17 protein-coding genes are annotated in these 25245 nt (G+C 43.5%); all 17 read left to right on the top strand.

All coding sequences use genetic code 11. The annotated features are described in order from the left end of the window. Position 1 precedes the first annotated feature (1 nt). The 17 genes from QFZ78_RS06340 to QFZ78_RS06260 all read left to right on the top strand — a co-directional run bounded on the left by QFZ78_RS06340 (position 2) and on the right by QFZ78_RS06260 (position 24866). Entirely contained in the window at positions 2-130 is a 129-nt protein-coding gene (locus QFZ78_RS06340) for a hypothetical protein (protein WP_307546182.1), read from the top strand. 193 nt (positions 131-323) lie between these two features. Next, positions 324-1391 (top strand): substrate-binding domain-containing protein, encoded by a 1068-nt coding sequence (locus QFZ78_RS06335; protein ID WP_307546181.1) that lies wholly within the window; start codon positions 324-326, stop codon positions 1389-1391. A gap of 138 nt (positions 1392-1529) precedes the next feature. After that, a complete protein-coding gene (locus QFZ78_RS06330) occupies positions 1530-3137 on the top strand; it encodes a response regulator transcription factor (protein WP_307546180.1) in 1608 nt (535 codons plus the stop codon). 24 nt (positions 3138-3161) lie between these two features. Beyond that, entirely contained in the window at positions 3162-5906 is a 2745-nt protein-coding gene (locus tag QFZ78_RS06325; protein WP_307546179.1) for a sensor histidine kinase, read from the top strand. A 159-nt stretch (positions 5907-6065) separates the two neighbouring features. Beyond that, positions 6066-7025 (top strand): ABC transporter permease, encoded by a 960-nt coding sequence (locus tag QFZ78_RS06320; protein WP_307546178.1) that lies wholly within the window; start codon positions 6066-6068, stop codon positions 7023-7025. Positions 7026-7045: 20 nt separating this feature from the next. Beyond that, complete coding sequence (locus QFZ78_RS06315; protein WP_307546177.1) at positions 7046-7912, top strand: carbohydrate ABC transporter permease; 867 nt, start codon at positions 7046-7048, stop codon at positions 7910-7912. Between the two features lie 77 nt (positions 7913-7989). Continuing rightward, positions 7990-9630: an extracellular solute-binding protein gene (locus QFZ78_RS06310; protein WP_307546176.1), complete on the top strand. Its 1641-nt coding sequence runs from the start codon at positions 7990-7992 to the stop codon at positions 9628-9630. A gap of 76 nt (positions 9631-9706) precedes the next feature. After that, a complete protein-coding gene (locus QFZ78_RS06305; RefSeq protein ID WP_307546175.1) occupies positions 9707-10723 on the top strand; it encodes a sialidase family protein in 1017 nt (338 codons plus the stop codon). Between the two features lie 23 nt (positions 10724-10746). Continuing rightward, positions 10747-13689: an exo-alpha-sialidase gene (locus QFZ78_RS06300; RefSeq protein WP_307546174.1), complete on the top strand. Its 2943-nt coding sequence runs from the start codon at positions 10747-10749 to the stop codon at positions 13687-13689. Positions 13690-13799: 110 nt separating this feature from the next. Continuing rightward, complete coding sequence (locus tag QFZ78_RS06295) at positions 13800-14381, top strand: exo-alpha-sialidase (RefSeq protein WP_307546173.1); 582 nt, start codon at positions 13800-13802, stop codon at positions 14379-14381. Next, positions 14353-14748: a LamG domain-containing protein gene (locus QFZ78_RS06290; RefSeq protein WP_307546172.1), complete on the top strand. Its 396-nt coding sequence runs from the start codon at positions 14353-14355 to the stop codon at positions 14746-14748. Before QFZ78_RS06295 ends, QFZ78_RS06290 begins: the two co-directional genes overlap by 29 nt. Positions 14749-14992: 244 nt before the next feature. Next, positions 14993-17368, top strand: a complete 2376-nt coding sequence (locus QFZ78_RS06285; RefSeq protein WP_307546171.1) for a helix-turn-helix domain-containing protein — start codon at positions 14993-14995, stop codon at positions 17366-17368. A gap of 195 nt (positions 17369-17563) precedes the next feature. Beyond that, positions 17564-19108: an extracellular solute-binding protein gene (locus tag QFZ78_RS06280; RefSeq protein WP_307546170.1), complete on the top strand. Its 1545-nt coding sequence runs from the start codon at positions 17564-17566 to the stop codon at positions 19106-19108. 90 nt (positions 19109-19198) lie between these two features. Beyond that, positions 19199-20167: an ABC transporter permease gene (locus QFZ78_RS06275; protein ID WP_307546169.1), complete on the top strand. Its 969-nt coding sequence runs from the start codon at positions 19199-19201 to the stop codon at positions 20165-20167. Positions 20168-20181: 14 nt separating this feature from the next. Next, positions 20182-21066 (top strand): carbohydrate ABC transporter permease, encoded by an 885-nt coding sequence (locus QFZ78_RS06270; RefSeq protein WP_307546168.1) that lies wholly within the window; start codon positions 20182-20184, stop codon positions 21064-21066. 20 nt (positions 21067-21086) lie between these two features. Continuing rightward, positions 21087-22106, top strand: a complete 1020-nt coding sequence (locus QFZ78_RS06265; protein WP_307546167.1) for a sialidase family protein — start codon at positions 21087-21089, stop codon at positions 22104-22106. Positions 22107-22148: 42 nt separating this feature from the next. Then, complete coding sequence (locus tag QFZ78_RS06260) at positions 22149-24866, top strand: exo-alpha-sialidase (RefSeq protein ID WP_307546166.1); 2718 nt, start codon at positions 22149-22151, stop codon at positions 24864-24866. Positions 24867-25245: the final 379 nt, after the last annotated feature.

Here is a 25245-nt window from a genome sequence, read left to right as displayed (position 1 = left end):
CATGCACGAGGCAAAACAGATAAGCGATGTTCGACCAAATTCGTCCGTTGAAGGCGGACTATACGAATCCAGTGGGATTGAAATGGCCATCCGTGATAATAACGGTTACTGCATCGCTTTCGGTGCATAAAGACGATTTGGACTTTAACTAACAGAAAACCTTAGCTCAATAATCGACCTGAACAAGGCTGCCGGTAGATCAGTGGCCTTTTTTTAACTAGTTGCACTGCTTGTAAGAAAGTATGGAAAACGCTATCAAGCTAACGTATAATCAGTATGCATGGATTAATCAGTCATACAGATTATAGGCGGAGGCTGGTCTAATGAGTTTCAATTCACTTCGATATATGCAAATAAAGGATCAACTGATCCGGAATATTTCATCCTTGAAACCACACGATCGTTTGCCCTCAAGAACCGTTTTATCTGAAACCTATCAAGCTGCGCGCACAACCATCGAAAGAGCCATTTCGGAATTAATTGGAGAAGGGCTGCTTTATGCACGGGATGGGAGCGGAACATATGTCTCTGAACCTATAAATAGCCGAAATAGCCATGATGGCAGGGAAATCAAAAACTGGGGACTGCTGATTCCCGATATCCTTCATTACAATTACCCCGATATTGTACGGGGAGCTAGTGATGTGGCAAGTGAGAATGATATCAATTTAATGATCTGTAATACAGATAATAGTTATGAAAAGCAAACAAGACACATACAAAAGTTAATAGATAGCAGGGTGCATGGGGTCATGATCGTCCCGGCGATAGACGGCATAGCGGATTTAACCCCCTTTTATAAGCTTAAGGAAGCTAGTATCCCTTTTGTTCTTTGCCATCGAATGCTTGAGGGTATACAAGCACCTAGGGTCATTTCCAACAATTTTCATGCGGGTTACATAGCTGCTAAACATTTGATTACTACTGGGCGCACGAGGATTGCTTTCATATCTAGACCGGTCTATTCAGCATCGTCCGATAGATACCAGGGCTTTGTTAGCGCTCTGACGGAAGCGAACATTCCAGTAAGACAAGAGTGGGTTGTGTTCGAATCGGCCTTTGAGTCCGATGGAGAGGGTTATGATAGTGCCCTTAGGATGATGCAGCATGATGAGAGGCCTGATGGTATCTTTTGCTTTAACGACCGGATCGCCAAAGGGACCTATGAAGCAGCTGCCAAATTGGGATTAACGGTTGGGATTGATATTGGAATCGTAGGCTGCGACAACACCAATATCTGTGAAACTCTCCCCACTAAGCTGACATCCGTTAAATTTCAAACCTTTGAGATAGGCACTCAAGCAGCTAGGCTGCTTCTGAACGGAGCTGTAAGTGATCGTACTATCGTTGTTTTACAGCCGGAATTAATCATCAGAGAAAGTTCCTTATAGTTTGAAGTTTGAACTTCAAGAAGCAGTTCCAGCTCCATAATGGCAAGGAGAATCTTGTTGGGCATTGTGGGGTGGAATTGCAAACGGTTACATGAGTTTTAAGGTGTAAAGGGGAAAAAATTCAGGAGGTGAATGGGATTGTACAAGCTGCTTATTGTTGAAGATGAAGAGATTTTTAGAAGAGTTCTGCCAACAATTATTGATTGGAATACCATTGGTTTTGAAGTAGCAGGGGTATGTGAAAATGGAAACAAGGCTCTGGAGTTTTTAGATAAAACAGAAGTAGATGCAATTCTGACAGATATACGGATGCCCGTATTAAATGGTCTTGAATTGGCTATGGAAGTGAAGAGCAGGTTTCCAAAAACGAAGGTAACGTTATTTAGTGCTTTCAACGAATTTGACTATGCAAAGAAAGGTATTGAGTGTGGGGTTTACGGATATATTTTAAAATCTGATGGGGAAGATGAGATTGTTAATCATTTTACAAAGCTTAAAGGAGTTTTACATAAAGAAAATCAAATCAGTATGGATAGTGAAGATATTTGGAGAAAGCGGGAAATACTCTTTAAAGAAATGTTGGAAAGTCATTCAGATATGGATGAGAAAGCGGTTGCAATGATTCAAAAAGCAAGTATTTTCACTAAAAATAAAGATTACCGGGTGACTTTGTTTCGAATTGATGAATATAAGCATATGACCTTTTATTCCGGGGCAGACAGAGTACGTAGTATCCATGAATTAATCCGGGGGTATTTATTTGAACATATCGAAATTCAAAATAAAGGGACGGTTATTTCGTTAAGTGAGTTATTCTGTGTCTTATGGACTCTTCCTGATGAAGATTTTATGCGAACTGTATCTGAAGTATATGAGAATTTGAAGGTAGAGCTAGGCATGTATAAAAAAAATGAAGAAGAATGTCTTGATATTTCTTGTGTTATTGGAAATAGGGCAGCTAATATACAAGAGCTTTGTAATTCGTATACACGTTTAAAAGAGGCCTTCCTGCACAAAGCTTATATTGGCAATTGCATGATTAATGATAATAGGGAACTAAATCAGAACAGCAAGCGCATATATACCTTCACGGAAGAAGAACGATGGATGAAAGAAATCATGTTTCTTGTTAGCAGCAAGGCTTATGAAAAATTAATGGAATATCTCGATACGCTGAAAAATCAATTCATAGATTCTAAAGTAACCGATATCGATATGATTTCAGGTTTTGCTGTTAAACTAGTTTTAGCTATGGTGGGCGAATTGGGCGAAATGGGAAAAAAAACAGATGTTTTCTTGGACAAATCAAACTATATCATTAAGGAAATCGGATATTGTGAGACGATTGTGATGATTTTCAAAAAGTTGGAAGCGTTTATCGTAGAGGCATTTGATTTACTTCATGAAGAGAACAAGTTGAAAAATAGAAGAATTGTTGATGAAGCGCTGGACTATATAAGGGGAAATTATTCCGGTCAAATCAGCCTTGAGGAATTAGCCAGGTATGTCAATGTTCATCCTGTTCATCTTTCTAGGCTTTTCAGTAAGGATGTAGGAAAAACATTTAAGTATCTACTCACGGAAGTGCGAATTGAAGAAGCAAAAAGGCTTCTAAAGGATATCAACTATAGAGTCTATGAGATATCATGTATGGTTGGTTATGAGAAGCCCCGTTATTTTAGTGAGCTTTTCAGAAACGTCACAGGACTTACGCCATTGGAATACAGAGAAAAATACAAAGGGTAACCATAAAACTTATGGGGAGTTCGCATGATTAAATTTAACTTCAAAAAGTCTCTGGAAAAGAAAATAATTATATTCGGTATTGTTTTCTCCGTGATGTCTATCGCATTAACGACCTTAACGTGCTATATGGTCACGAATCGATTTATTTTGTTTCAGTTCGAACGCGTAAATGAAATAGCTACAGATGCTGCAGTTGAAAAGGCCAACACCTATTTGGGCGAAATTGCCAATATCGTTAGTTTGTCTATGAAAAATGAGTACTTTGACAGGATTACTAGTTCCAATGAATCAGATCCTTATGTACTCATAAAAGCACAAAAGGACTATGAGGAGTTTCTAAATAATCTTATTCTAAGTAATGATAAGGTAGATTCTGTTCTTGTTGTTGATTATAATAGAAATATTTTTATTAAGGCCAGTAATTCAGTGGGAAAAAGCTATGACAAATACGGATCTTCAGAATTTTATAACCAATTAAAGAAACCCTTGCTGCAAAACTCTGAAAGTCAGTTTTTCCTTGATAGATATAGAGAAGGAATCTATGAAAGGTTAGCTATCATAAGTCCTATATCTGAGCCGTATACCAATGAAATAAAGGCCTATATGGTTGTGGTGTTGAGTACAAAACTTATTGAGGAGATGCAATTTGCAGGGAATGGCATTTTTATTACGGATCATGCAGGGAACACGGCTGAAGTTTCCAACAATCAACAGGCAGGCGAATTGGCTGAACAAAAATTTTCATTTAAAAATTATTTAAACTATGAAGGATGGACGATAACAAATACGTTCACTTTTGACAAGCTTCAAAAATCCATTAATAAAAATCTTACTTCCAATATTCAGATTGGGTTATTATGTCTGGTGTTATCCATCATTGTACTAGCTATTACAAGCAAGAAAATTGTTAAGCCAATTAAAAATATGGAAGTTCAGATAAGTTCACTCAATCACAGCTACATTGAAAATAAGCCAATAGCATTGTCGAAGCGAAGAATCAGTTTCAAATTGACTTTGCTAATTTTGTATTCGACTGTAGTAACTGTTCCCGTTGTATTAATAACAGGCAGCGCTTATGTATCCGCCAAGCACACGGTTGAAAGCAAGGTAGGGTCTGTCTTTGAATACAGTGCTCAAATTCTCTATCAACAGATGGAGTTTGTTTATAATAATTATCGGAGGATGACAATTGAGACTTCCTCGTTCAATGAGAAGGTTCAAAAGCTTCTGGATGTCAGTAAACCTTCTAATAATGTGGATAAAGAGATTCGGGATGAGATGAATAATATCATTCTTTCCAGAAATTTATTTGATAAAGGAATATCGAATATAACCATTTATGACGCAGATAAGCGTCTGGTATATTCCTCTACCTACGGAAGGCCATTCATGATGCGTCCCGATGCCAAAACTGATTTAGATTATGTAAAAGATCATTTTAGTACTTTATTATGGCGAAGCTATACGGATTCACCCTTTAATAAGAAAGGCATACGTATAGGCATGCAAATAAGAGGTGTTGCAGATGGTATTGAAGCTGGGAAACTACTAGGGTTTATTTTAGTTGATTTCAATGGGGAAGATATTGAGAAGATGCTAAATGTGTTTTCTAAGATCAGCTATCTGGATTTATACCTTGTGGACCGTTCAGGTAAAGATATCTTCAGTGATAACGGCCGAAGTCAAAAGAAAAGCTTGTTAGAGGTATTACAGAACAATAAACCTTCCTTGGAACAGAATGAAAGGGTATCCTTCCGGGAAGGGGGAAATAATTACCTGATGATTTCTAAGTACTTTGCTGAAAATGGGTGGAGTTTAGTATTCCTTTTAAAGGACTTTAATGAGAATGAATACATCCTTTTTTACAGCATAGTGGTTCTATTAGGGCTGATCATACTAAGCTTTGGTTTCTCCTATGGATTCTCTTCTATCCTTTCATTGAACATATCAACATTAATGAAAACAGTAAGAAACGTGAAAAGAGGAAACCTGCAAACTCGGTTTAAGAGCACCACTGAGGATGAAATATTTGAATTAGGGAATAGCTTCAATGAGATGCTTGAGCGTATAAGTCTACTAATTGAAGAAAAATATATATCCGAGGTTAAGGTAAAAGACGCTGAACTTAAGGCCAAGGAATATGAATTAAATCTGCTGCAGTCACAAATTAACCCTCATTTTCTTTACAACACCTTAAAAACAGCACAATATATGGCTTTTGCTAAGGATCCCAGAACAGAGAAAATGATCAAACTGCTTATTGCCTTGTTTAAAACCAGCATCACCCGGGGAGAAAAAGTGGTGAAGGTTAGTGAGGAAATCGATCATGTGAAAACCTACATCGATATACAGCAAATGCGGTTTGGGGACAAAATTAAGGTCATCTATGATGTAAGTAACGATATGTTAGAAATTCCGGTTCTGAAGCTGACGCTCCAGCCGATCGTGGAAAATGCTATTTATCATGGTCTGGAGGTAACGGAACATGGAGGAACCATCGTCATAGAGGTTCAAAAAATGACGGATAAGCTGAAGATATCCATCTGTGACAATGGTGCAGGGATGACAGAGGATAAGCTGAAGGAAATCAAGGAGAGGCTTGAGGGGAAAACAAAAGGAGAAAGTATTGGGATCATTAATGTTCATGAACGAATCAAATTATATTTTGGAGATGAATATGGGATTGAGGTAGAAAGTACTTTAGGAAAAGGCACCACGGTCATCATCTATTTTCCTAAGTTAGAGCAGCAGGGTTACTTTTTTAAGTAGCCATGCTGCTTATTTTTCTTAACAAAGCTAGAATCAGGTTAAAAAAACGTAACAAATGTTTAGTTAGAGTCATACTATTCATCTCTGTAAACGCTTTATAATTAACACAAGGAGTACCGCTACTGGATGTCCAATACGAAAACGTTAAGGAGAAGAGACATGGATACTGACGTAATACAAACCTCCAAACTGTATATTAAGAAAGACTCAAAGGAGCATCGTTATAAAAAAAATTTGAAACTTATATTGAAATATAAGTATATGTATATGATGCTTATCCCTCTGCTCATATGGTATGTGATCTTCTGTTATGTTCCCATGTATGGGATCACCATGGCTTTTCAGGACTATACCATGAGTAAAGGATTTTTTAACAGCCCGTTTGTTGGATTGAAGCATTTCAAAGAATTATTTGGTGAAGAAGATTTCTGGAGGGCATTTTGGAATACCTGTATTATTGCGGTATACCGTATTCTTACACAGTTTCCCATTCCTATCGTTATTGCATTGCTTCTAAACGAAGTGAGGCATCATAAATTCCGTAAGGCCGTTCAAACGATTATCTATTTACCACATTTTATTTCGTGGGTTATCGTTGCTTCCATTTTTATCACTTTTTTCAGTCCAGAGACAGGGATTTTAGCAGCCTTTTTTAAAGACGGAGCTACAGATCTACTGACAAATCCAGCTGCCTTTAGGCCTGTCTTGATTTTAACAGATATCTGGAAAGAAGCTGGATTTGCCACTGTCATCTATGTTGCGGCTATGGCAAGCATTAATACCGAACATTATGAAGCCGGTGTCATGGATGGTGCCGGAAGATGGTCCCTTATGTGGAATGTGACAATACCTGGCATACGTAATGTTATTCTAATCATGTTTATTTTAATTATCGGAAGGGTTTTGACTTGGGGCTTTGACCAAGTATATAACTTCTACAATCCAATGGTTTATTCAACGGGTGATATTCTGGATACCTACATTTTCAGAACCGCTTTAGGAGATAACAAATTTAGCTTCGCAGCAGCAGCAGGTATACTGAAGTCTGTGATATGCGCAGTATTACTTATCGTTTCAAATCGGATTGTAAAGGCATTCGGTCAAGAGGGTGTCTACTAACAACAGGAGGAGTTTAAATCATGTATGTACAAAAAAGATTTTCCTTGACTGATATAATCATATATTTAATGCTCGGTCTATCAGCCCTTATCATCATACTGCCACTGTGGAGAATCTTGATTATTTCGTTATCCACGCAGGAAGTATATTTAACAGACCCCTATCACCTAATTCCCAAGAGCTTCAGTCTTACAGAGTATAAGAGAGCGCTAGGCAGCATTGGAGGAATAGTAAAAGCCTTATTACGATCCGTAGAAATAACGGCGCTTGGAACAACAATAAGTATGATCCTCACCAGTTGTGGTGCGTATGCACTATCCAAGAAGGATCTTCCAGGTAGAGGGATTTTATTTCGTCTAATCGTATTTACCATGTTTTTCAGCGGTGGATTGGTTCCATTTTATGTGCTAGTTAAAAATCTAAACCTCATCGATACCATTTGGGCATTGGTTTTACCAACGGCGATCTCAACCTATAATTTGATTATTATGAAAAATTATTTTGCCAGTATTCCGCCAAGTCTAGAAGAAGCCGCAAAAATCGATGGATATAATGATATACAAATATTGTTTAAAATTATTATTCCAATATCTAAGCCTGTATTTGCTGCTATTAGTTTATTTTACGGTGTAGCTTTATGGAATGATTACTTTTTGGCTACATTATTTATAAATTCCAATGATATGTTTCCGCTGCAGGTTTTATTGCGGCAGATGATTATTCAGGATATGGTTACGGCGGAGGTAGGTGTCATGACGTCGGGATCTAATATGGAGCAATTTAAAATGGCCGCCATAATCGTTGGGATGATTCCTGTACTCATCGTTTATCCATTCATACAGAGATATTTTACAAAAGGAATCATGATGGGTGCAGTTAAGGAATAATGGCAATCCCCCACTTGGTGGATGACATAAATAAGACATTTTGCAAACGAAAAAATTAAAAAGGGAGAGGTAAAAAGATGAAAAAGCTTAACATGATCATGCCTTTGTCTATGTCCGTGCTGCTTGCAGCTACCGTATTAAGCGGTTGTGCAAAGCAAGAGCAGCCAGCAGCAACAGCAACAGGAAGCAGCCAGGCAAAAGAGCAAAAAGCGAGTGAACCAGTTCCAATCCGCTGGGTGCGTGCAGCAAATGAGCAGGACCCTCAAAAGGATCGTATCCTTCTGGAACTGCAAAAAAGAACGAATACGAAGATTGAAATTGTAAGCATTCCAAGTGATCAATTTGCTAACAAAATTAACCTCATGATGGCTTCGGGAGAAAGTTTTGACATCGCTACGGTTGACTCCGGCAAAACATTAAACGAATGGGCTAAGAATGACTTGATTTTGTCGTATGATGACTATTTAAAAAGCGGTAAGTACCCACACATCAATGCTGTTGTTAACGCTGAAGTTTACAAAGGCTTTAAGATTAATGGAAAGTCTTATTACAAGCCGCTGGGACTTGCTCCTATGCAGTGGGGCTGGGTTATCCGTACAGATTGGCTGGAGAATTTAGGCTTAAGTATGCCTACTACGCTCGAGGAATTTTATAACGTTGCAAAAGCTTTCAAAGAAAAAGATCCGGATAAGAATGGCAAACCTGACACCTATGGCGTTTATACGAGGGCAAGCGGTATGTCTGATCCATCCATTACCCAGCTTGGACAGTTTATATCAAGAGCACATGCCATAGCAGGCAGGACAGACAACTGGGTGACCCAGCCAGATGGTAGCATTACAAGATATGAAGTATCACAAAATGCAAAAGATTCGGCTGCTTTCTATAGAAAGCTATTAAAAGAAGATTTGATTAACAAGGATTGGCTTAGCTTAAAACCCGATGGTGCCCAAGGTCCTGAGTCCGATGATTTTGGAGCAGGGAAATATGGTATAGCTTCTACAACGAAGCCTGATTTATTCTTGCAAAAGGCCAAGTCTGTAAATCCTAATGCTAAAATTGCCTATCTTCCACCACTTAAAGGTGTGAATGGCGTACCTGCTAACTTAGGACATTCAGGCGGTTTCTGGAGAGGGAATATTATTCCAAAGACTTCTAAAAACCCTGAAAAGGCTTTGGAATTAATCGAATATACCTTAACAAAGGAAGGCAGAGAACTAACTCTGTTCGGAATTAAGGGAACCCACTTTACAGATGTTAAAGAAGAAAGCGGCCGAAGAGTTTTTACAGTAAACAAGGCTGAAGCCGATAAAGACTGGGACACCAAAAAGAATGGCTATCTGTATCCATTAGCATGGGGTGCAATGAATTACTTTGAATATGCTTACATCCCGATCAAAGAGAACAATTTTAATTATGACGAGGCGTTTAAGAAGCTGCAGCCATGGATTCCTACCGAAATGGCAGAAGGCGCTTTCACAGACTGGTTTGCTACGAACGCTAAGTATACAATGGCTCCACCGTTAATGAACGTTTTTGATGACAAAATTCTTGGTGACCAAACCAAACTAAGATCAACCTTTGGAGAAGGTTGGCTGAAGGCTATCATGGGCGACGACTTTGACGGCGCTTGGACAGAACTTCAGAAAAAGTGGCTGGCAGCAGGCGGTCAAGAGGTTATCACCAATGGACAGGAATTTTATAAGAAAAACAAATAACATAACTCAAATTCTTAATAGAAGAAGCCAGATGCAGGTCTGGCTTCTTCTTTAACAAAGAGAGGATGGAGAAACGGTGATACAAAAATTTGCAGTAAGCCGCGATGATGAGTGGTATGAGGCATGGCCGGATGTGACATTGACAGTTGGCGGAAAGCTTGTTTGCGTATTCTCGCAATGCACCCACCATGGGAACCGGTCGGCTACACGCTTGATGATCACGGAGAGCACGGATCGGGGAAGAACCTGGGGGAACAAGAGGCCATTCACCGAACTGACAAACGGCCGGCCGTATTGGAACTGTGCCCGTATATCCCGGCTCCGCGATGGACGGCTTATCATTGTCGCGGACCAAATAACGAAGGAACGGGAAGGCGGCGGCCGTAATTACTTATGGATCGGCGACGCTGAAGGGATGAATTGGACGGGACCGATCGAAACCCCGCTTGAGGGTATCGTTCCCGACAAGCTCTGTGAGCTCCCAACTGGCCGATGGCTGCTGTCGGCTCACTCCTCTGACGGGCAATGGCTCCGGTATTCCGATAATCAAGGGAAGGATTGGTCGGAGCCAGTGCTGGTTGCTGCACAGGATGGACTGAAGTTGTGTGAAGTGAGTATCCTTCCACTAGAAGACGGTACATTAGTGGCCTTTTTACGGGAAAACTCCGGTGAAGGCTGGGATTGTTATAAATCGATATCCTACGATCAGGGAGAAAGTTGGAGCGGGCTATTTCGGATGCCGCTGCCGGGATGCCATCGCCCTGTATCCGGTCTATTGCAGAGCGGGCGCGTCCTAATCACCTACCGGTTCATGCAGGGCGGGAAGGGGTGGCTTGGTACATGGACGCAAAATTTCTTTGCTGCTTTGACGGATCAGGAATCGGCCAAGGCACAGGAACGGCGCGATCAATGGACACGGATCTTGCCGGTTGATTTTGACCGCAGTCCGGTGGCTGATCTCGGCTACTCCGGATGGGTACAGTTTGAGGATGGGGAAATCTATGTCGTGCAATATATTGTGGATGATGCGCCTAAGGGACAAATCCGGGGGTACAGCCTCCGGGAGGACGACTTTTTGCTGGCAGCGGAATAATAGGAAAGTAAAAGGAGGAAAAAATGCGCAAAAATATTTTGAACAAGAGTGTCTGTATTATTGTAATGATGTGTATGCTTTTTATCCAAATCATGTTTGTTGTTCCTACAAAGGTTGAAGCTTCAGTGAACACTGAAAATGAGGCAAGCATGGCAGATTTGTTTACTCAAAAAACGACGATTGGCGGACAGTATTATGAAATTTTTAGAATTCCAGGAATTGTTGTCACACAAGACGGAACGCTAATTGCTTACTGCGAGGCAAGAAAGACGACTTCCGACTGGGCGGATATTGACATTCTTATGGTCAGGAGTACGGATAACGGACAAACCTGGAGTGCACCGTCCAAGATTGTTGATGGTATATCTACCCAGAACACAATGAATAATCCAGTCATGATTGCAGAAAGAGATACGAATACGGTGCATTTCCTATTCAGTAAAGAATACGCGCAGACGTACCATCTGAAGAGTACCGATGGCGGCTTAACCTGGACCAATCCATTGGATCCAGGATCATCTGTTCCGGCTGAGATCACCGGTGCTTTTCATGAATCAACCTATGATTGGCGGGTCATTGCAGTCGGTCCCGGGCATGGCATTCAGCTTGATAATGGACGGCTGCTGGCTTCAGTTTGGATGGCAAACGGTGGTGAGGCAAACCCCACGGGTCACAGCCCTTCGGTGGTTTCTACCATTTATAGCGATGACCATGGTCATTCATGGCATATTGGTGAAATTGTAGCTGCGAATAGCCCTGAGTTATCGAATCCGAATGAATCAGCGCTCGTTCAGCTTGCTGACGGAAGCGTGATGATCAACATGCGAAATAACGATTCCGGTAATCGAAGAGCGGTTTCGATAAGTCCGGATGGAATCAGCAATTGGTCTACGCCGGTCTTTGATGATGAGTTAGTTGACCCGTTATGCTTTGGCAGCATAGTCCGGTACTCTAAGGCTGGTGAAGCAGGCGGGGCCGGTGATAAGAATCGTATCCTGTTTGTAAATGATAACAGTGAAACAGCCAGAGAGCATCTCACTCTTCGCATGAGTGAAGATGAAGGGCAGACATGGAAATACTCAAGGCTGCTTCAACTAGGAGGAGCGGCATATTCTGATATTGCTGTGGGACCTGATAAATCCATCTATGTTTTTTATGAGAGAGAACCGTACAAGTATTTGACTGTCAAAAAGTTCGAACTGGATTGGCTTACATCCCCACCGCCAATGGCGCAGCTGAATCATATAGCAATAACTGGAACTGATTTTGCACCCTCTTTTATAAGTGAAATATACGCCTATGATGTCAGGGTGGATGCGAGCCTTTCCAGTATCCTGATTAATCCTATTGCTTTCCCGAACAGCAGCTCGACGATCACCATTAACGGTCAACCTGCTAACAGCGGTGAAGCTTTTGAAGTTCCCCTCCCTGGAGAATCGGCAGAAATTTTGGTTACAGTTACAGCAAATGGTCAATCGAACACCTATACGTTAAGGGTTGCTAAGAAACGATTGGTAACCAACTGGAAGTTTGAGAAGTCTGTCAACAACGGTATATATGATTCATCCGGATTTGGAAATAGTACGGCTACTACATTCAGGGGCGTTGAATACGAACAAGGGTATATAGGCAAAGCTCTTAAATTTGATGACTCGCCAACTGGAACAACCATTCAGAATAAAGAGCTTCTTGATATTGCAGGTATAGATGCTACAAAGTTTGGTACAGGAGATTTTTCTGTATCCACTTGGATAAATGCAGATGATGTAAACAGTGGGAATGGGCAGCATGTACTTTTTTGGTATGGGCGCAGCTCAAGCGATATCAGCCAATGGTGGGTCCGCACAAAGTTAAATGCTGCTACAGGAACAGCAAATCTAGAGTTTTCAACCGGCAATAAACCTAATGGCATCGGTAGTGAAACTAACGCAGCAACATCTGATGCTCCCATAAAAGCTGGCGTGTGGCAGCATATAGTAACCCAAAGGAAAAATGGAGTAATGGAGATTTATGTAGATGGGGTTAGGAAAACCAGAAAAGGCTCAACTCCGCTTAATATTTCGAGAGGGCCCGAGACTAACTTGTATATTGGCAGAGCAAAGTCCGGTGATCGCGGATGGCACGGTAAAATGGATGAAATCCGTATGTACAACTACGGACTGAATGCAGCTGAAATACAGGCGCTTGCATCACAGTTGTCTGTAGATTCGACCGCTTTAGATGCAAAAATAACGGAAGCAAAAGCTTTAAATGAAGCCATTTATACCTCTCAAAGCTGGGCAAACTTGCAAGCTGCCCTAACAGCAGCAGAAGCTGAACTGGACAGCGATGGAATTACGCAAGGAGAGATTGATCAGGCTCAATTGGATCTGCAGGCTGCAATTACGGCGTTGGTCCTGATTGATATCATTGTTCCAACGGCTTCTGTAAGCTACAGCAATGTTAATCCTACAAACCAAGACGTTGTGGCAACCATTACCTCTAACGAGCCGGTAACCATAACAAACAACGGTGGATCTGACAGCTATGTGTTTAGCAAGAACGGAAGCTTCACATTTGAATTTATGGATGCAGCGGGTAACACTGGTTCTGTTACAGCTTCCGTGAGTAACATTGATCGCATTGCTCCAACTTTAAGGATTACACTGGATCAAAATGAGCTAAATCCACCTAATCATAAATTGGTGCCGATCCATGCCTCACTAACATCTGAAGATAATAATCCGGGAACGCTATTTATTATTCTTCAATCCATTACTAGTAATGAGCCAGACAATGGATTAGGTGATGGGGATACTCCACACGATATCCTAGGAGCTGATTATGGTACGTTAGATACTGATTTTGAGCTTCGCGCAGAACGTTCAGGCAAAGTGAATGGGAGAATCTATACAATCACTTATACCATAAGCGATGCAGCTGGGAATCAATCCACAGCTATAGCAACTGCTGTTGTTAAACATTGATATTTGTGAAGGGTGAATAATCATATTTTCCGGTCGATTAAGCTGAATAAGAAAGGGGGTGGATTTTAAGAATTGATTTTGAAGTTGTACCTAAACAGGAGAGTGATGATATGTCGAACCGTCATATACGTATATTAAAAGGAAAAACAGCTAAAATTCTTACACTGTTATGTGCACTTTTCCTATTAGCATCCGTTGTCCCCTTCCATTCGGGAAATGTGGCAAAGGCTGCAGCACCCTTTTATGATGAAACCATTCTATTTGAATCGACAGTTGATGGATATGCCCAGTACAGAATACCAGGTGTAGTTGTTACCGGTAATGGTACCGTTATCACTTACACGGAAGCAAGGAAGACAACATCGGACTGGGCAGATATTGACATTTACATGAGAAGAAGTGTAGATGGCGGAAATACCTGGCAGACCAGAGTCAAGCTGGTGGATGGTGTGTCTACAGCTAATACAATCAACAATCCTGTCATGATCGCAGAAAAGAACAGCGGCACGGTGCACTTCCTATACTGCAAGGAATATAATCAGGCCTATTACAGGAAGAGTACGGATAACGGTGCCACATGGTCGAGTCCTGTGGAAATAACCTCTGTATTCAACCAGTTTAAATCAGAGCTAAATTGGGCAGCATTCGCCACGGGTCCCGGACATGGGATTTTTCATTTTTTGGTATGGTGATGTGGGTACTGCAGTACCTTCATGGTGGGTACGCATGGAATCGGGTAAAGTTGCTTTCCAACTTGATGGCACATCAGCGCCTACCGGAAATTATGTGGTAACGGATACTGCCGCACTGTCGGTTGGAACCTGGACGCACATTGCTGTGACCCGTGAAGATCTAATCATTAGGATTTATGTGAATGGCGTAGAAAATAAGGGTATATATACCAGCAACGTACCAGATGTATCTAGTACATCAAATGGTCTTGCCATCGGTAAGGACAAAAATGGAACCACACGTTACTGGGATGGTATGCTGGATGAAGTACGTGTGTATGACAGGGCTTTAAGCTCCAAGGAAATTCAGAGGTTGTATAATCAATAATTCCATTTATAGAAATAATAAGAGCTGGACAATTGTCTGGCTCTTTCGAATTTCAAATTCATGAATGAGAAAATTACATCATGTTGACAATAATTGTCAAGAGATCCTACCCAAGATATTGACATTTGATCGCTGCTGACCGCAAGGTTGTGTTTGAATATGGCAATTATAGCACAATCATTGTGCTACAGCCGGAATTGCAAGCGGTTACATGAGATGGATAGTTAAAGGGGGCAGAAACGACATGTTCAATACTAACAGCCGTTTTGCTTGGTTGAACAAGAGGATGAGAAACCCATTTTTTATCAAATTGATTATGACTACGGCTTTGATTGCCGTCATTCCAAATCTACTTTCCGACGTAGTCGCGTATTACAAAGTTTCCAAAACCTTTGAAGAAGAGACTGGGAAAACGAAACAGCAATATTTGAACCAAACGCGCAATGCCATCGAAATTGTATTGAAACGGATCAAGGAGAACTCAAATCTGCTTGCACTGAACCAATCCTTTGTGGAGTTTGAAAAGTTTCCGAACGGCAGCTACTACGAAGACCTACAGGGAGAGCTTGGTAAAGAGGACCTGCCTTCCTTGTACGGATATTTGGCAGCCAAAACCAACTCCATCTCTACGATTAATACCTTTCGAATATCCAATGAATTTGTGGATTCCGTCTATTACTATGACAGCAGTAAAAGCCTTGTTATCACTTCGGACAATAGTGGCTCCAACCGGCAATTTGATCTTGATGATTTCTATGATAGGGACTGGTACAACACGTTAATTGAATCGAAAGAATATTACGTGTTTATGGATACCCGAATCACCAAAGCGTATACTTCAAAAGAAAAAAACTTGCTATCCATCATCTATAAAACGAATAAAGACAACAATGCCTTTATCATCAACCTGGACGCTTCTGTTATTTATAATGAAATTATTAACAAGTTGAACCATCAGGATGATATTTACGTTGTTTCATCGTCTGGGAAAATTCTATTTCACAGCAATCCAACTAGCATGCATCAGCATCTGAGCCTTATTTTACCGGAGGAAAAAGATATTGTTGGGAATTCGGGTTCATTTGTGAAAGATATGGAGGGTAAAAAAAAGCTGATCAGCCATTCCGCATCTCCTTTATTGGGGTGGACCTTCGTGAACATTTCGGATATGGAGGCACTATCCAAAGGGACAGCTTCGATCAAGCAAACGATCGTCTTATCCGCCTTGGTACTGGTTCTTCTTACGCTAACGTTGGCTTACTTGTCCTCGAGAAGCTTATACAGACCGATATCCCGGCTCAAGGCGATGATTGGCGGTGAATCGGAGCGGAAAACGGGTCAAACAGACGAAATCGGCACGATAGGTATCTTCATGCAGTCAGCCATCCATGACCGAGACTACTACAAGGAAAAGCTTGAAGAAAGTCTGCCTTTTCAACGGGAGCAATTCAAGTATTCGCTTCTGCGCCGGCATTCCATGAATTTGGAAGAAATCAGGAGTAAGAAAGCCTATTTGGACTTGGAAATCGATGTGGACGATCTTGTTGTGCTGGCACTTTCATTGGACGGCCACAGTAACAGAGAGATGGAGAGGGGGATGATTACGAATATTACAAATGAGCTCTTCAAGCTCCGGATCATGGACAAAATCATACAAAGCCCAGTTATCCTAACCCCCTTTTATCTCGTTGATGCCGAAAAAGATATCATCGTAATCGTGCTGGGTCGCGGAGGGATGGACCAGCAGCAGGTATTCCTGCTTGGGCAGCAGCTTCTTGACGAAGTGAATTTGGAGCTGCAGAGTTATTGCACAATCGGAATTGGCAGAGTCTGCAGCTCTATTCTGGATTTACCGCAAGGCTATGAGGATGCACTAGAAGCATTGAAATATCGGATCTTGTATGGGAATGGATATGTCATTTCCATCGACGATATCCGTATCGACAATAAAACTGGGTTTCATTACCCGAAACAAAAGGAAGAACTTCTGCTAGGCCATCTTAAAACGGCTCGCACGGAAGAAGCTCTCCAAGCGTTCGACGACTTTGTCTCCAAAATCAATGAGCATAAAAATAAGCTGCACTACAATCAGATTAGGCCGCTTTTCATGCAGCTATTAACGGGAATCATGCATGCATACAACCAGTTGGGAGCAGATATGAGGGCTGTTTTGGGTGGCGAAACGGACCCTTACCGGGAACTTCTGGATCAAGATTCCATGGATAAAATCGGGAAGTGGTTTCACAGGCTCATTCTTTTAACAACGGCTTATATCGAACGGGAAATGAGCGCAAAAGGTAATCATCATATTACCAGAGTGATTGATATCATCGAACGTCATTACAGCCAAGACATTTCCTTGAATTCAGTAGCGGAGGAATTGAATTTGAACCCGGCCTACATCAGCCGGCTTTTCAAACAAATAACCGGTCAACCTTTTGTTGATGTTCTAAAAAAAGTCAGGATCGAACGAAGCAAAGCGCTTTTAGTCCAAAGCGATTTGAAAATCAACGAGATCAGTAAACAGGTCGGCTACAGTAATTCGTATTATTTTATCAAAGTGTTTAAAGATATGACGGGTTTAACGCCCGGTGAGTACAAAAAAATATATGGCCCCTGAGCGCCCCCAGTTACTGTGCAAGTTCTGCGGTGGCTGGACGGTATTCACATTATAAATTTTTGACATGTATAAATTGTTGTATGAATGTAGAAACATTACTATTTAAAACGCTTACATACATTGCTATTGTTGGCTCAGACTCAAGGTTCGGATGAATGGATCTGGGGATCGAAGGAAAACAAGGGAGGAACAGGAATGGTTAGAAAAGTTGTCAGCGTTACCGCAATCGTGCTGCTATCCGCATTCACACTAGCGGCATGCTCTAGTGGCACCACCACGGACCCTAAGGGTACTGCAAATGAATCTCCAAAAGGGAACACATCGAAGGTAATACCCAAAATCTACATTTACCAAAACACGGGGGCATTAAACCAGAAGCCGGAAGGGAGCGTGCCGGAAAAGCTGGAAGAGATGAAAAAGATGTATATGGAGAAGCTGGGTATCGAGCCCATTGCCATCATTCCTCCCCAAGGTGGGGATGCATCAAAGGAAAAGCTAAACCTACTCTTGGGCGGTTCTAGCGATGAAGTCGATACATTCCAAGCAAATTGGGACGATTATGCCTCGAAAGGTGCGATCATTCCGCTTAATGATTTGTTGGATAAATACGGACAGGACATCAAGAAGGCATGGGGCGAGAAAGCCTGGGCGTATATGAAGGACAAAGACGGGAAAATATGGGGTATTCCGAGAGGAGAACCAGCTGTACACTATCCGATCTGGATTCGTTCGGATTGGTTGAAGAAGCTGGATCTGAAAATGCCGCAAACGATCGATGAGTTGGAAACCGTTTTGAAAGCGTTTAAAGAAAAGGATCCTGATGGGAACGGGAAAGACGATACGATACCGATGATGACGGATTTGCCCGGTATTAGGAACGCAATCATGGGCGGATTCGTTGAGCACGGAAACAGCAACTGGGTCGATCCCGCTGATCAAAAGCTAAAGCCGGTGGAGCTCGCTCCCGGTTTCAAAGATTTTGTCGCGAAGCTGGCTGATTGGTATCAGAAGGGCTATATCTATAAAGAAGCGTTCGCCAAGTTCGATCCCATGGAATTGCTGAAAACGAATCGAGTCGGCACTTCGTCCATGTGGTATTCGCGGATTACGCTGTTGTTCCCGCAAATTAAACCGAATCTGCCGGTCGACGCCAACTATGAAATGATCCGGGGAATTCAAGGTCCTAAAGGCAAGCTGATGACAGCTTCCTCGGGTAACACCGCCTCCATGGTGATTACGAAAAAGGCAAAGAATCCAGAAGCCGTCATGAAATTTATTAACCATCAATATCAAGATATCCCGACGAATTCACTTACGGCCGCATTCGGCACGAACTGGAGCTATATCGGAGACAGCAAGTTTGATATCCAACTGAAAAGCAAAGACCTTCAGTACGCAGGTGAATATTTCGTATCTCTGGGCACGGCGACGGAGTTGAAATATGCGTTCCAGGATCCAGTAAAGAAAATGCATGCCGATTATTTAACGAAAGAAGCATTAAAGCTTGATGTTGCAAAAATAGCGGTAGACGCCACGATTATGTACGACAAGAAAAAGCTGCAGGAAAATATTCCGACGCTTGGGGATATTGAACGGTTGAGAAACGAAGAGTTGGTAAAATTCGTGACGGGGGCAAGACCACTCGGTGAGTTTGATAAATTCATCGACCAGCTGAATAAGGCGGGGCTTGACAAGTGGATCACTGAATATACGCGGCAGTTTAACGAAAAGAAGAAGTAAGACGGCTGAAGAGATCGTTATACGGCGGCTTGCGGCTAATTGGTTTCCTGTGTAGGCTGCCGTGGAACGTTCTGAAAGGAGGAAACGCTTTTGACATCAACGAATGCGGCGATTTTAAAATCCTCTAGCCGCCCGCAGGCTGCCAAGAAGAGGTTATGGTCGGCTATCAAGATGCATCGATTTTATTATTATTTGATCATACCCGGCATGCTTTATTTTTTGATTTTCGACTATATCCCTATGTTTGGTATCATTGTCGCTTTTAAGGATATATCCCCATTCGAGGGTGTAAGCGCAATTTTCACAAGTGAATGGGTTGGGTTTAAACATTTCATCCGTTTTTGGAACTCCTATTATTTTTGGAATGTGATGCGGAATACTTTATTGATCAGCGGTTATAAGCTGCTGTTCGGTTTTCCTGCTTCTGTCCTTCTAGCACTGCTTCTGAATGAATTGAGACATGCGGTGTACAAAAGAATCGTGCAGACGATTTCTTATTTGCCGCACTTCATCTCCACTGTCGTCGTTGCTGGATTGGCGATGATGGTGTTGTCCACTGACGGAGGTATGGTGAATGCCATCATCGTTCAATTCGGCGGTGAACCGATTCATTTTCTAGGGGATCCCATTTACTTCAGAAGTGTTTTGATTATTTCACATGTGTGGCAGACGATCGGATGGGGAAGCATTTTGTATTTGGCAGCCATGACAGGGATCGATCCCGGACTTTATGAGGCGGCGAAGATGGACGGCGCTGGCCGTACGCGGCAAGCGTGGCATATTACGCTGCCAGGAATTGCTCCAGTGATGGTTCTCTTACTCATTCTGTCGATCGGCGGTTTGCTGAATGCCGGGTTCGAGAAGGTACTGCTGTTGTATTCTCCAGCGGTTTACGAAGTGGCGGATATTATCGACACCTATGTGTATCGGGAAGGGTTGTCGAAGTTAGACTACTCCTTCGCGACGGCGGTCGGATTGTTCAAAAACGTCCTGGCCATGTTCCTCATTCTGGGAGCCAACTATATCGCTAAAAAAATGAACCAGACAGGAATCTGGTAGGGGGTGACGGGTCGATGAGCGCAATCAAACCTACCGTTGGCGAACACACATTCGATGTGTTTAATATCTTAATCCTGGCTGTATTATCTCTGCTGTTTCTGATTCCTTTCTTGGCGGTGTTTTCGACTTCGTTCATAAGTGCCGAAGAATCGATGAGAAGGGGAGCGTTCGTCCTCATTCCGGAAAAGATCGATTTCGGCGCCTACGACATGCTGTTGAACCGTGGAATGATCATCTACAACGCTTATAAAGTGACGTTTTTTCGGATTACTGTCGGTACGTTCCTCAATTTGCTTTTTACTGCGACTTTGGCATACGGATTGTCGAGAAGAACGCTTCCTGGCCGCAACACTTTTGTGCTGATTATTTTTATCACGATGATTTTTCATGGCGGCCTGATTCCGACCTATATGCTGATCGATAAAATAGGTTTGAAGGATACACTGTGGGTGCTAGTTATTCCTGGATTAATCAGCGCGTGGAATTTGTTTATTATGCGGAACTTCTTCTTAGCTTTACCGGAAGAATTGGAGGAATCGGCGATCATAGACGGCGCAACTCCGGCGGTGATTCTATGGAAAATCATTATTCCGCTCTCCATGCCGGCTATTGCCACAATTGGACTCTTTTACACCGTACATCATTGGAATGATTGGTTCGGTGCCTCCATTTACATTAATAGTCAAAGCTTGCTTCCGATTCAAGTGATCATGCGCAATATTTTGTTAACTGGACTCTTACAAGATGAAACGCAGGTGGAATACATTCGAGATCCGCCTCCTGCCGCATCTTTAAAATCGGCGGTTGTGATGATAAGTACACTTCCCATCTTGTTTGTGTATCCGTTTATCCAAAAATATTTCGTCAAAGGCATGATGGTAGGTTCCATCAAAGGTTAATTTTGAGAGGAGAGCATTAGGTGCTTGATAAACAAAACCTATTCATATCTGGAGAGTGTGGTTATCACACATTCCGCATTCCGTCCTTACTTGTGACACGGGAGGGAACGGTGCTTGCTTTCTGCGAGGCACGAAAAAGCGGAGCTGGCGATGCCGGCGAAATCGATGTGGCACTTCGAAGAAGTTTGGATAACGGAGATACTTGGGAGCCGATTCAGATCATCGCAGGGGACGGTACTAGTACGATTGGAAATCCGTGTCCGGTTCAGGACCAGGAGACGGGCACGATCTGGCTGCTGCTTTGCCGGAATGCGGGAGATGGTCATGAGAAAGATATTTTGGCGGGGAAAGCGATGAGGGAAGTGCTCTTAATAAAGAGTGACGATGATGGCGTGACTTGGACGGATCCGAAGGACATTACGGCGGACGTGAAGCGGCCCGAGTGGACTTGGTACGCAACAGGTCCGTGCCATGCCGTGCAGCTGCAGAGCGGTCGGTTAATTGTGCCGTGCAATCACGCTGTATTGAACCCAGAGACAAGTTCGTCGGGTCCGTACACCGCGCATGTCATCTATAGTGACGATCATGGAGCTAAATGGCAAATTGGCGGTATCGTCGGATTAAACACGAACGAATGCGCACTCGCGGAATTGCCGGACGGCTCGGTGTATATTAACATGCGAAGCTATCACGGCCAAAACCGGCGCGCTTCTGCTTGGAGTCTCGACGGAGGCCTTACTTGGTCGGAGATCACTATCGACGAAGCGTTGATCGAGCCAGTATGCCAAGGCAGCGTAATCGAAGATGGGCGAGGGGGCATTCTTTTCTCCAACCCAGCCAGCGTGAAACGGAGCAACATGACAGTTAAGGCGAGTATGGACGGTGGACGTTCCTGGACGATGGAGAAGGTACTCCATGAAGGACCTGCTGCTTATTCCGACTTGGCGATTGCCAAGGACGGTACAGTGTTTTGTCTTTACGAGTGTGGCGAAGAGAGACCTTACGAGCGTATCACGATGGCCTGCTTTTCCAGAAATTGATAATTCCAACCATTAAACATTTTAAGGAAGGGGTTTGTAATAATGTTGAGAAAATCGATCTTATTCGTTTTCATCATCGTGTTTGCTCTTGTTCAAATTCCGCGCTCATTGATCGGCGAAAGCCAAGTAGCGGAAGCTTCCCCAGCAGAGGACCCTTATTTTCAAAACATGGATTTGTATGTTGCAGGAACGGAAGGATACAACACGTTTCGTATTCCTTCGCTCTTAACGACTCAGTCTGGGACGCTGTTGGCGTTTGCCGAAGGACGCAAAAACAGCGCTGCTGATAATGGAAATATTGACCTGGTGCTGAAACGCAGCTTCGATCAAGGCAGAACGTGGCTGCCGCTGCAGATCATTTGCGACGCTGGGGTTGATACGTGCGGCAACCCATCGCCGGTGCAGGATGAGAGCACGGGCCGAATATGGTTGTTCGTTACCCAAAACTACGCTCCGGATACATACGGTACAATCGTGAATGGAACGAGTCGTGGCGTGCGCACGATATGGAGCACCTACAGTGATGACGATGGAGCGACATGGACACAGCCGGTCAATCGCTTTAGCGAAGTGCAGGCTCCGAACACCCGATGGGACGGAACGGGTCCGGGGATCGGCATCCAGCTTCAACAAGGTGCGGCTAAGGGAAGACTTGTGATTCCGGCTATTGATCGAAACATTCAAAGCGATGATCATGGCGTGACATGGTACGAGAGCGGAAAGCTGCCGCCCGGCTTGGGTGAACCAACCGTCGTGGAATTGACGGACGGGACCCTGATGCGCAACGACCGATTATCCAGCCACCAGGAGATAAGAAGGCGGGGAATATCGACCAGTCCCGATCAAGGAGCTACATGGTCCCCGATATATTACGATGACACACTGATTGATCCGATCTGCGAGGCGAGCATCATCCGATATATGCCCGCTGATAACGGGGTGGGTAACCGCATGTTACTTTTCGCGAACCCAGCAGATACGGTGAGTAGGGATAAAATGACTGTTCGAATCAGCAATGACGATGGGCAAACGTGGTCGACGTCCAAGATGGCTTACAAAGGGCCTTCGGCTTATTCCTCACTGGCGATTTTGCCGGATGGAAAAGTCTCCTTACTCTTCGAGGGAGGCGAGTACACACCCTATGACAAAATCATGTTTGCAACATTCAATCTCGAATGGTTCCAAGTGGAAGAACCGGATCTCGACAACTTGCTGTTTTCCGACGGCAGCCTTACTCCCGTGTTCCGAGGCGATATCTCGGAATATTCTCTAGCTTTGTACAGTGGAACCGAACAATTGACTTTAACTCCAGTAACGTCGGGTACCAACATCGACATTACAGTAAACGGTAATCCAGCAGCGGCTGGACAGCCGGTAACAATCCTTTTAGGTGATTTGCAAGCTATTTCGATCGAGGCGAAGCTCGGTCAGAGAGTCCGGCAGTATACCCTTCACCTCGATCGAACAAGACCAACGCCAGACCCGCTGGTGCATTGGGATTTCGATCAAACGGATGCGAACGGCATCGTGGATTTGACCGGTAAGGGACATAGCGGGGTCATGCATAACGGTGCTGAACTTCGTCCCGGCTTGGACGGAAATGCGTTGTACTTGAACGGTACCCGGGCCAATGTAGAGATTACGAACGAGGAGGATTTGCATCCCGGAACGGATGACTTTACATTCTCGGTATGGGTCAACCCCGAGGCGTTGTTTCAGCCCATGCACGTTTTGTATTGGTATGGCAAGGCAGGCAGTAAAGTTCCGCAATGGTGGTTTGCTGTGCATAATACCGGAGCAGTCCGTATGAATATGGCGGGTCAGCCATCCGGGCGTGAAGTGGGCATTGCCACAGCAGCCGGACTCGTCAAGACTGGCGTATGGACGAACATTACGGTTGTCCGAGACGGATCCGTGAATAAAATTTACGTCAACGGCGAATGGGCTGCCACTTCCGCCAAATACGACAGTCCCACGATGAATGTTACAAACCCAAGTGCTCCCCCGTTGGTTGGGTATGACAAAGGGACGGTTGCCAACCGTGATTGGAAAGGGTACATGGATGAGTTGAAGATTTACAAATACGCAATGAATGAAGCGGACGTCCGAAAGCATTATTGGCATATCGACAAGTTGAAACCGGTAACTCAGGCTGCTGTAGAACCCGGCGAACCGAACGGTACGAACGGCTGGTATACCTCTGATGCAACAGTGACGCTTTCCGTGTATGATGATTTTTCCGGAGTTGCTCGAACAGAATATCGGCTGAACAGCGGGGACTGGAAAGCTTACGAGGGAGCGTTTACTGTTTCGGAGGAAGGAACGCAGCTGTTGGAGTACCGCAGTGTGGACCGGGCGGGTAATATCGAAGATTCCAAGAGCATGACGTTCCGTATCGACAAGATTGCTCCAAGACTAAACATGGTGCTGGATAAAACGGAGTTATGGCCGCCAAACGGTGAATTGGTTCCAATTCAGGTGGACATCCAAGCGATCGATGAACGATCCGGCGTAGCTGAAATTAAGCTTGTCTCTATCACAAGTAACGAAACGGACGACAAGAAAGGAAAGTTGGATCAAGAAAGTGATATCCAGAATGTGGAGTACGGAACAGATGATCGAACTTTCTTGCTGCGAGCCGAACGTAATGGGAACGGTACAGGACGTATCTATACGATTGAATATACGGTTACGGACCAAGCTGGACATGTGACAAGCAAGACTGCCGTTGTATCGGTGAAACATGACCAATCCTATTAATGAGCAATGAGTCAAGCCTTAATGTTATCAAGAAAAGATGGAGAAGAAATGATACTAAAATTTGCAGTAAGCCGCGATGATGTTTGGTATGAGGCATGGCCAGATGTGACGTTGACGGTTGGCGGAAAGCTCGTTTGTGTATTCTCACAATGCACCCACCACGGGAATAGGTCCGCTACACGCCTGACTTATGGATCGGTAACGCCGAAGGAACGAACTGGACGGGACCGATCTAGACTCCGCTTGAGGGGATAGTCCCCGAAAAGCTCTGTGAGCTCCCGTCGGGTTGATGGCTGCTGTCGGCCCACTCCTCCGACGGTCAACGGCTCCGGTATTCCGATAATCAAGGGAAGGATTGGTCGGAACCAGTTCTCGTTGC

Origin of the sequence: Paenibacillus sp. V4I5, from assembly GCF_030817255.1 — a bacterium.
Taxonomy (GTDB): domain Bacteria; phylum Bacillota; class Bacilli; order Paenibacillales; family NBRC-103111; genus Paenibacillus_E.
The sequence above is the reverse complement of the archived record's forward strand: the minus strand, read 5'-3'. Positions and strand labels throughout refer to the sequence as shown.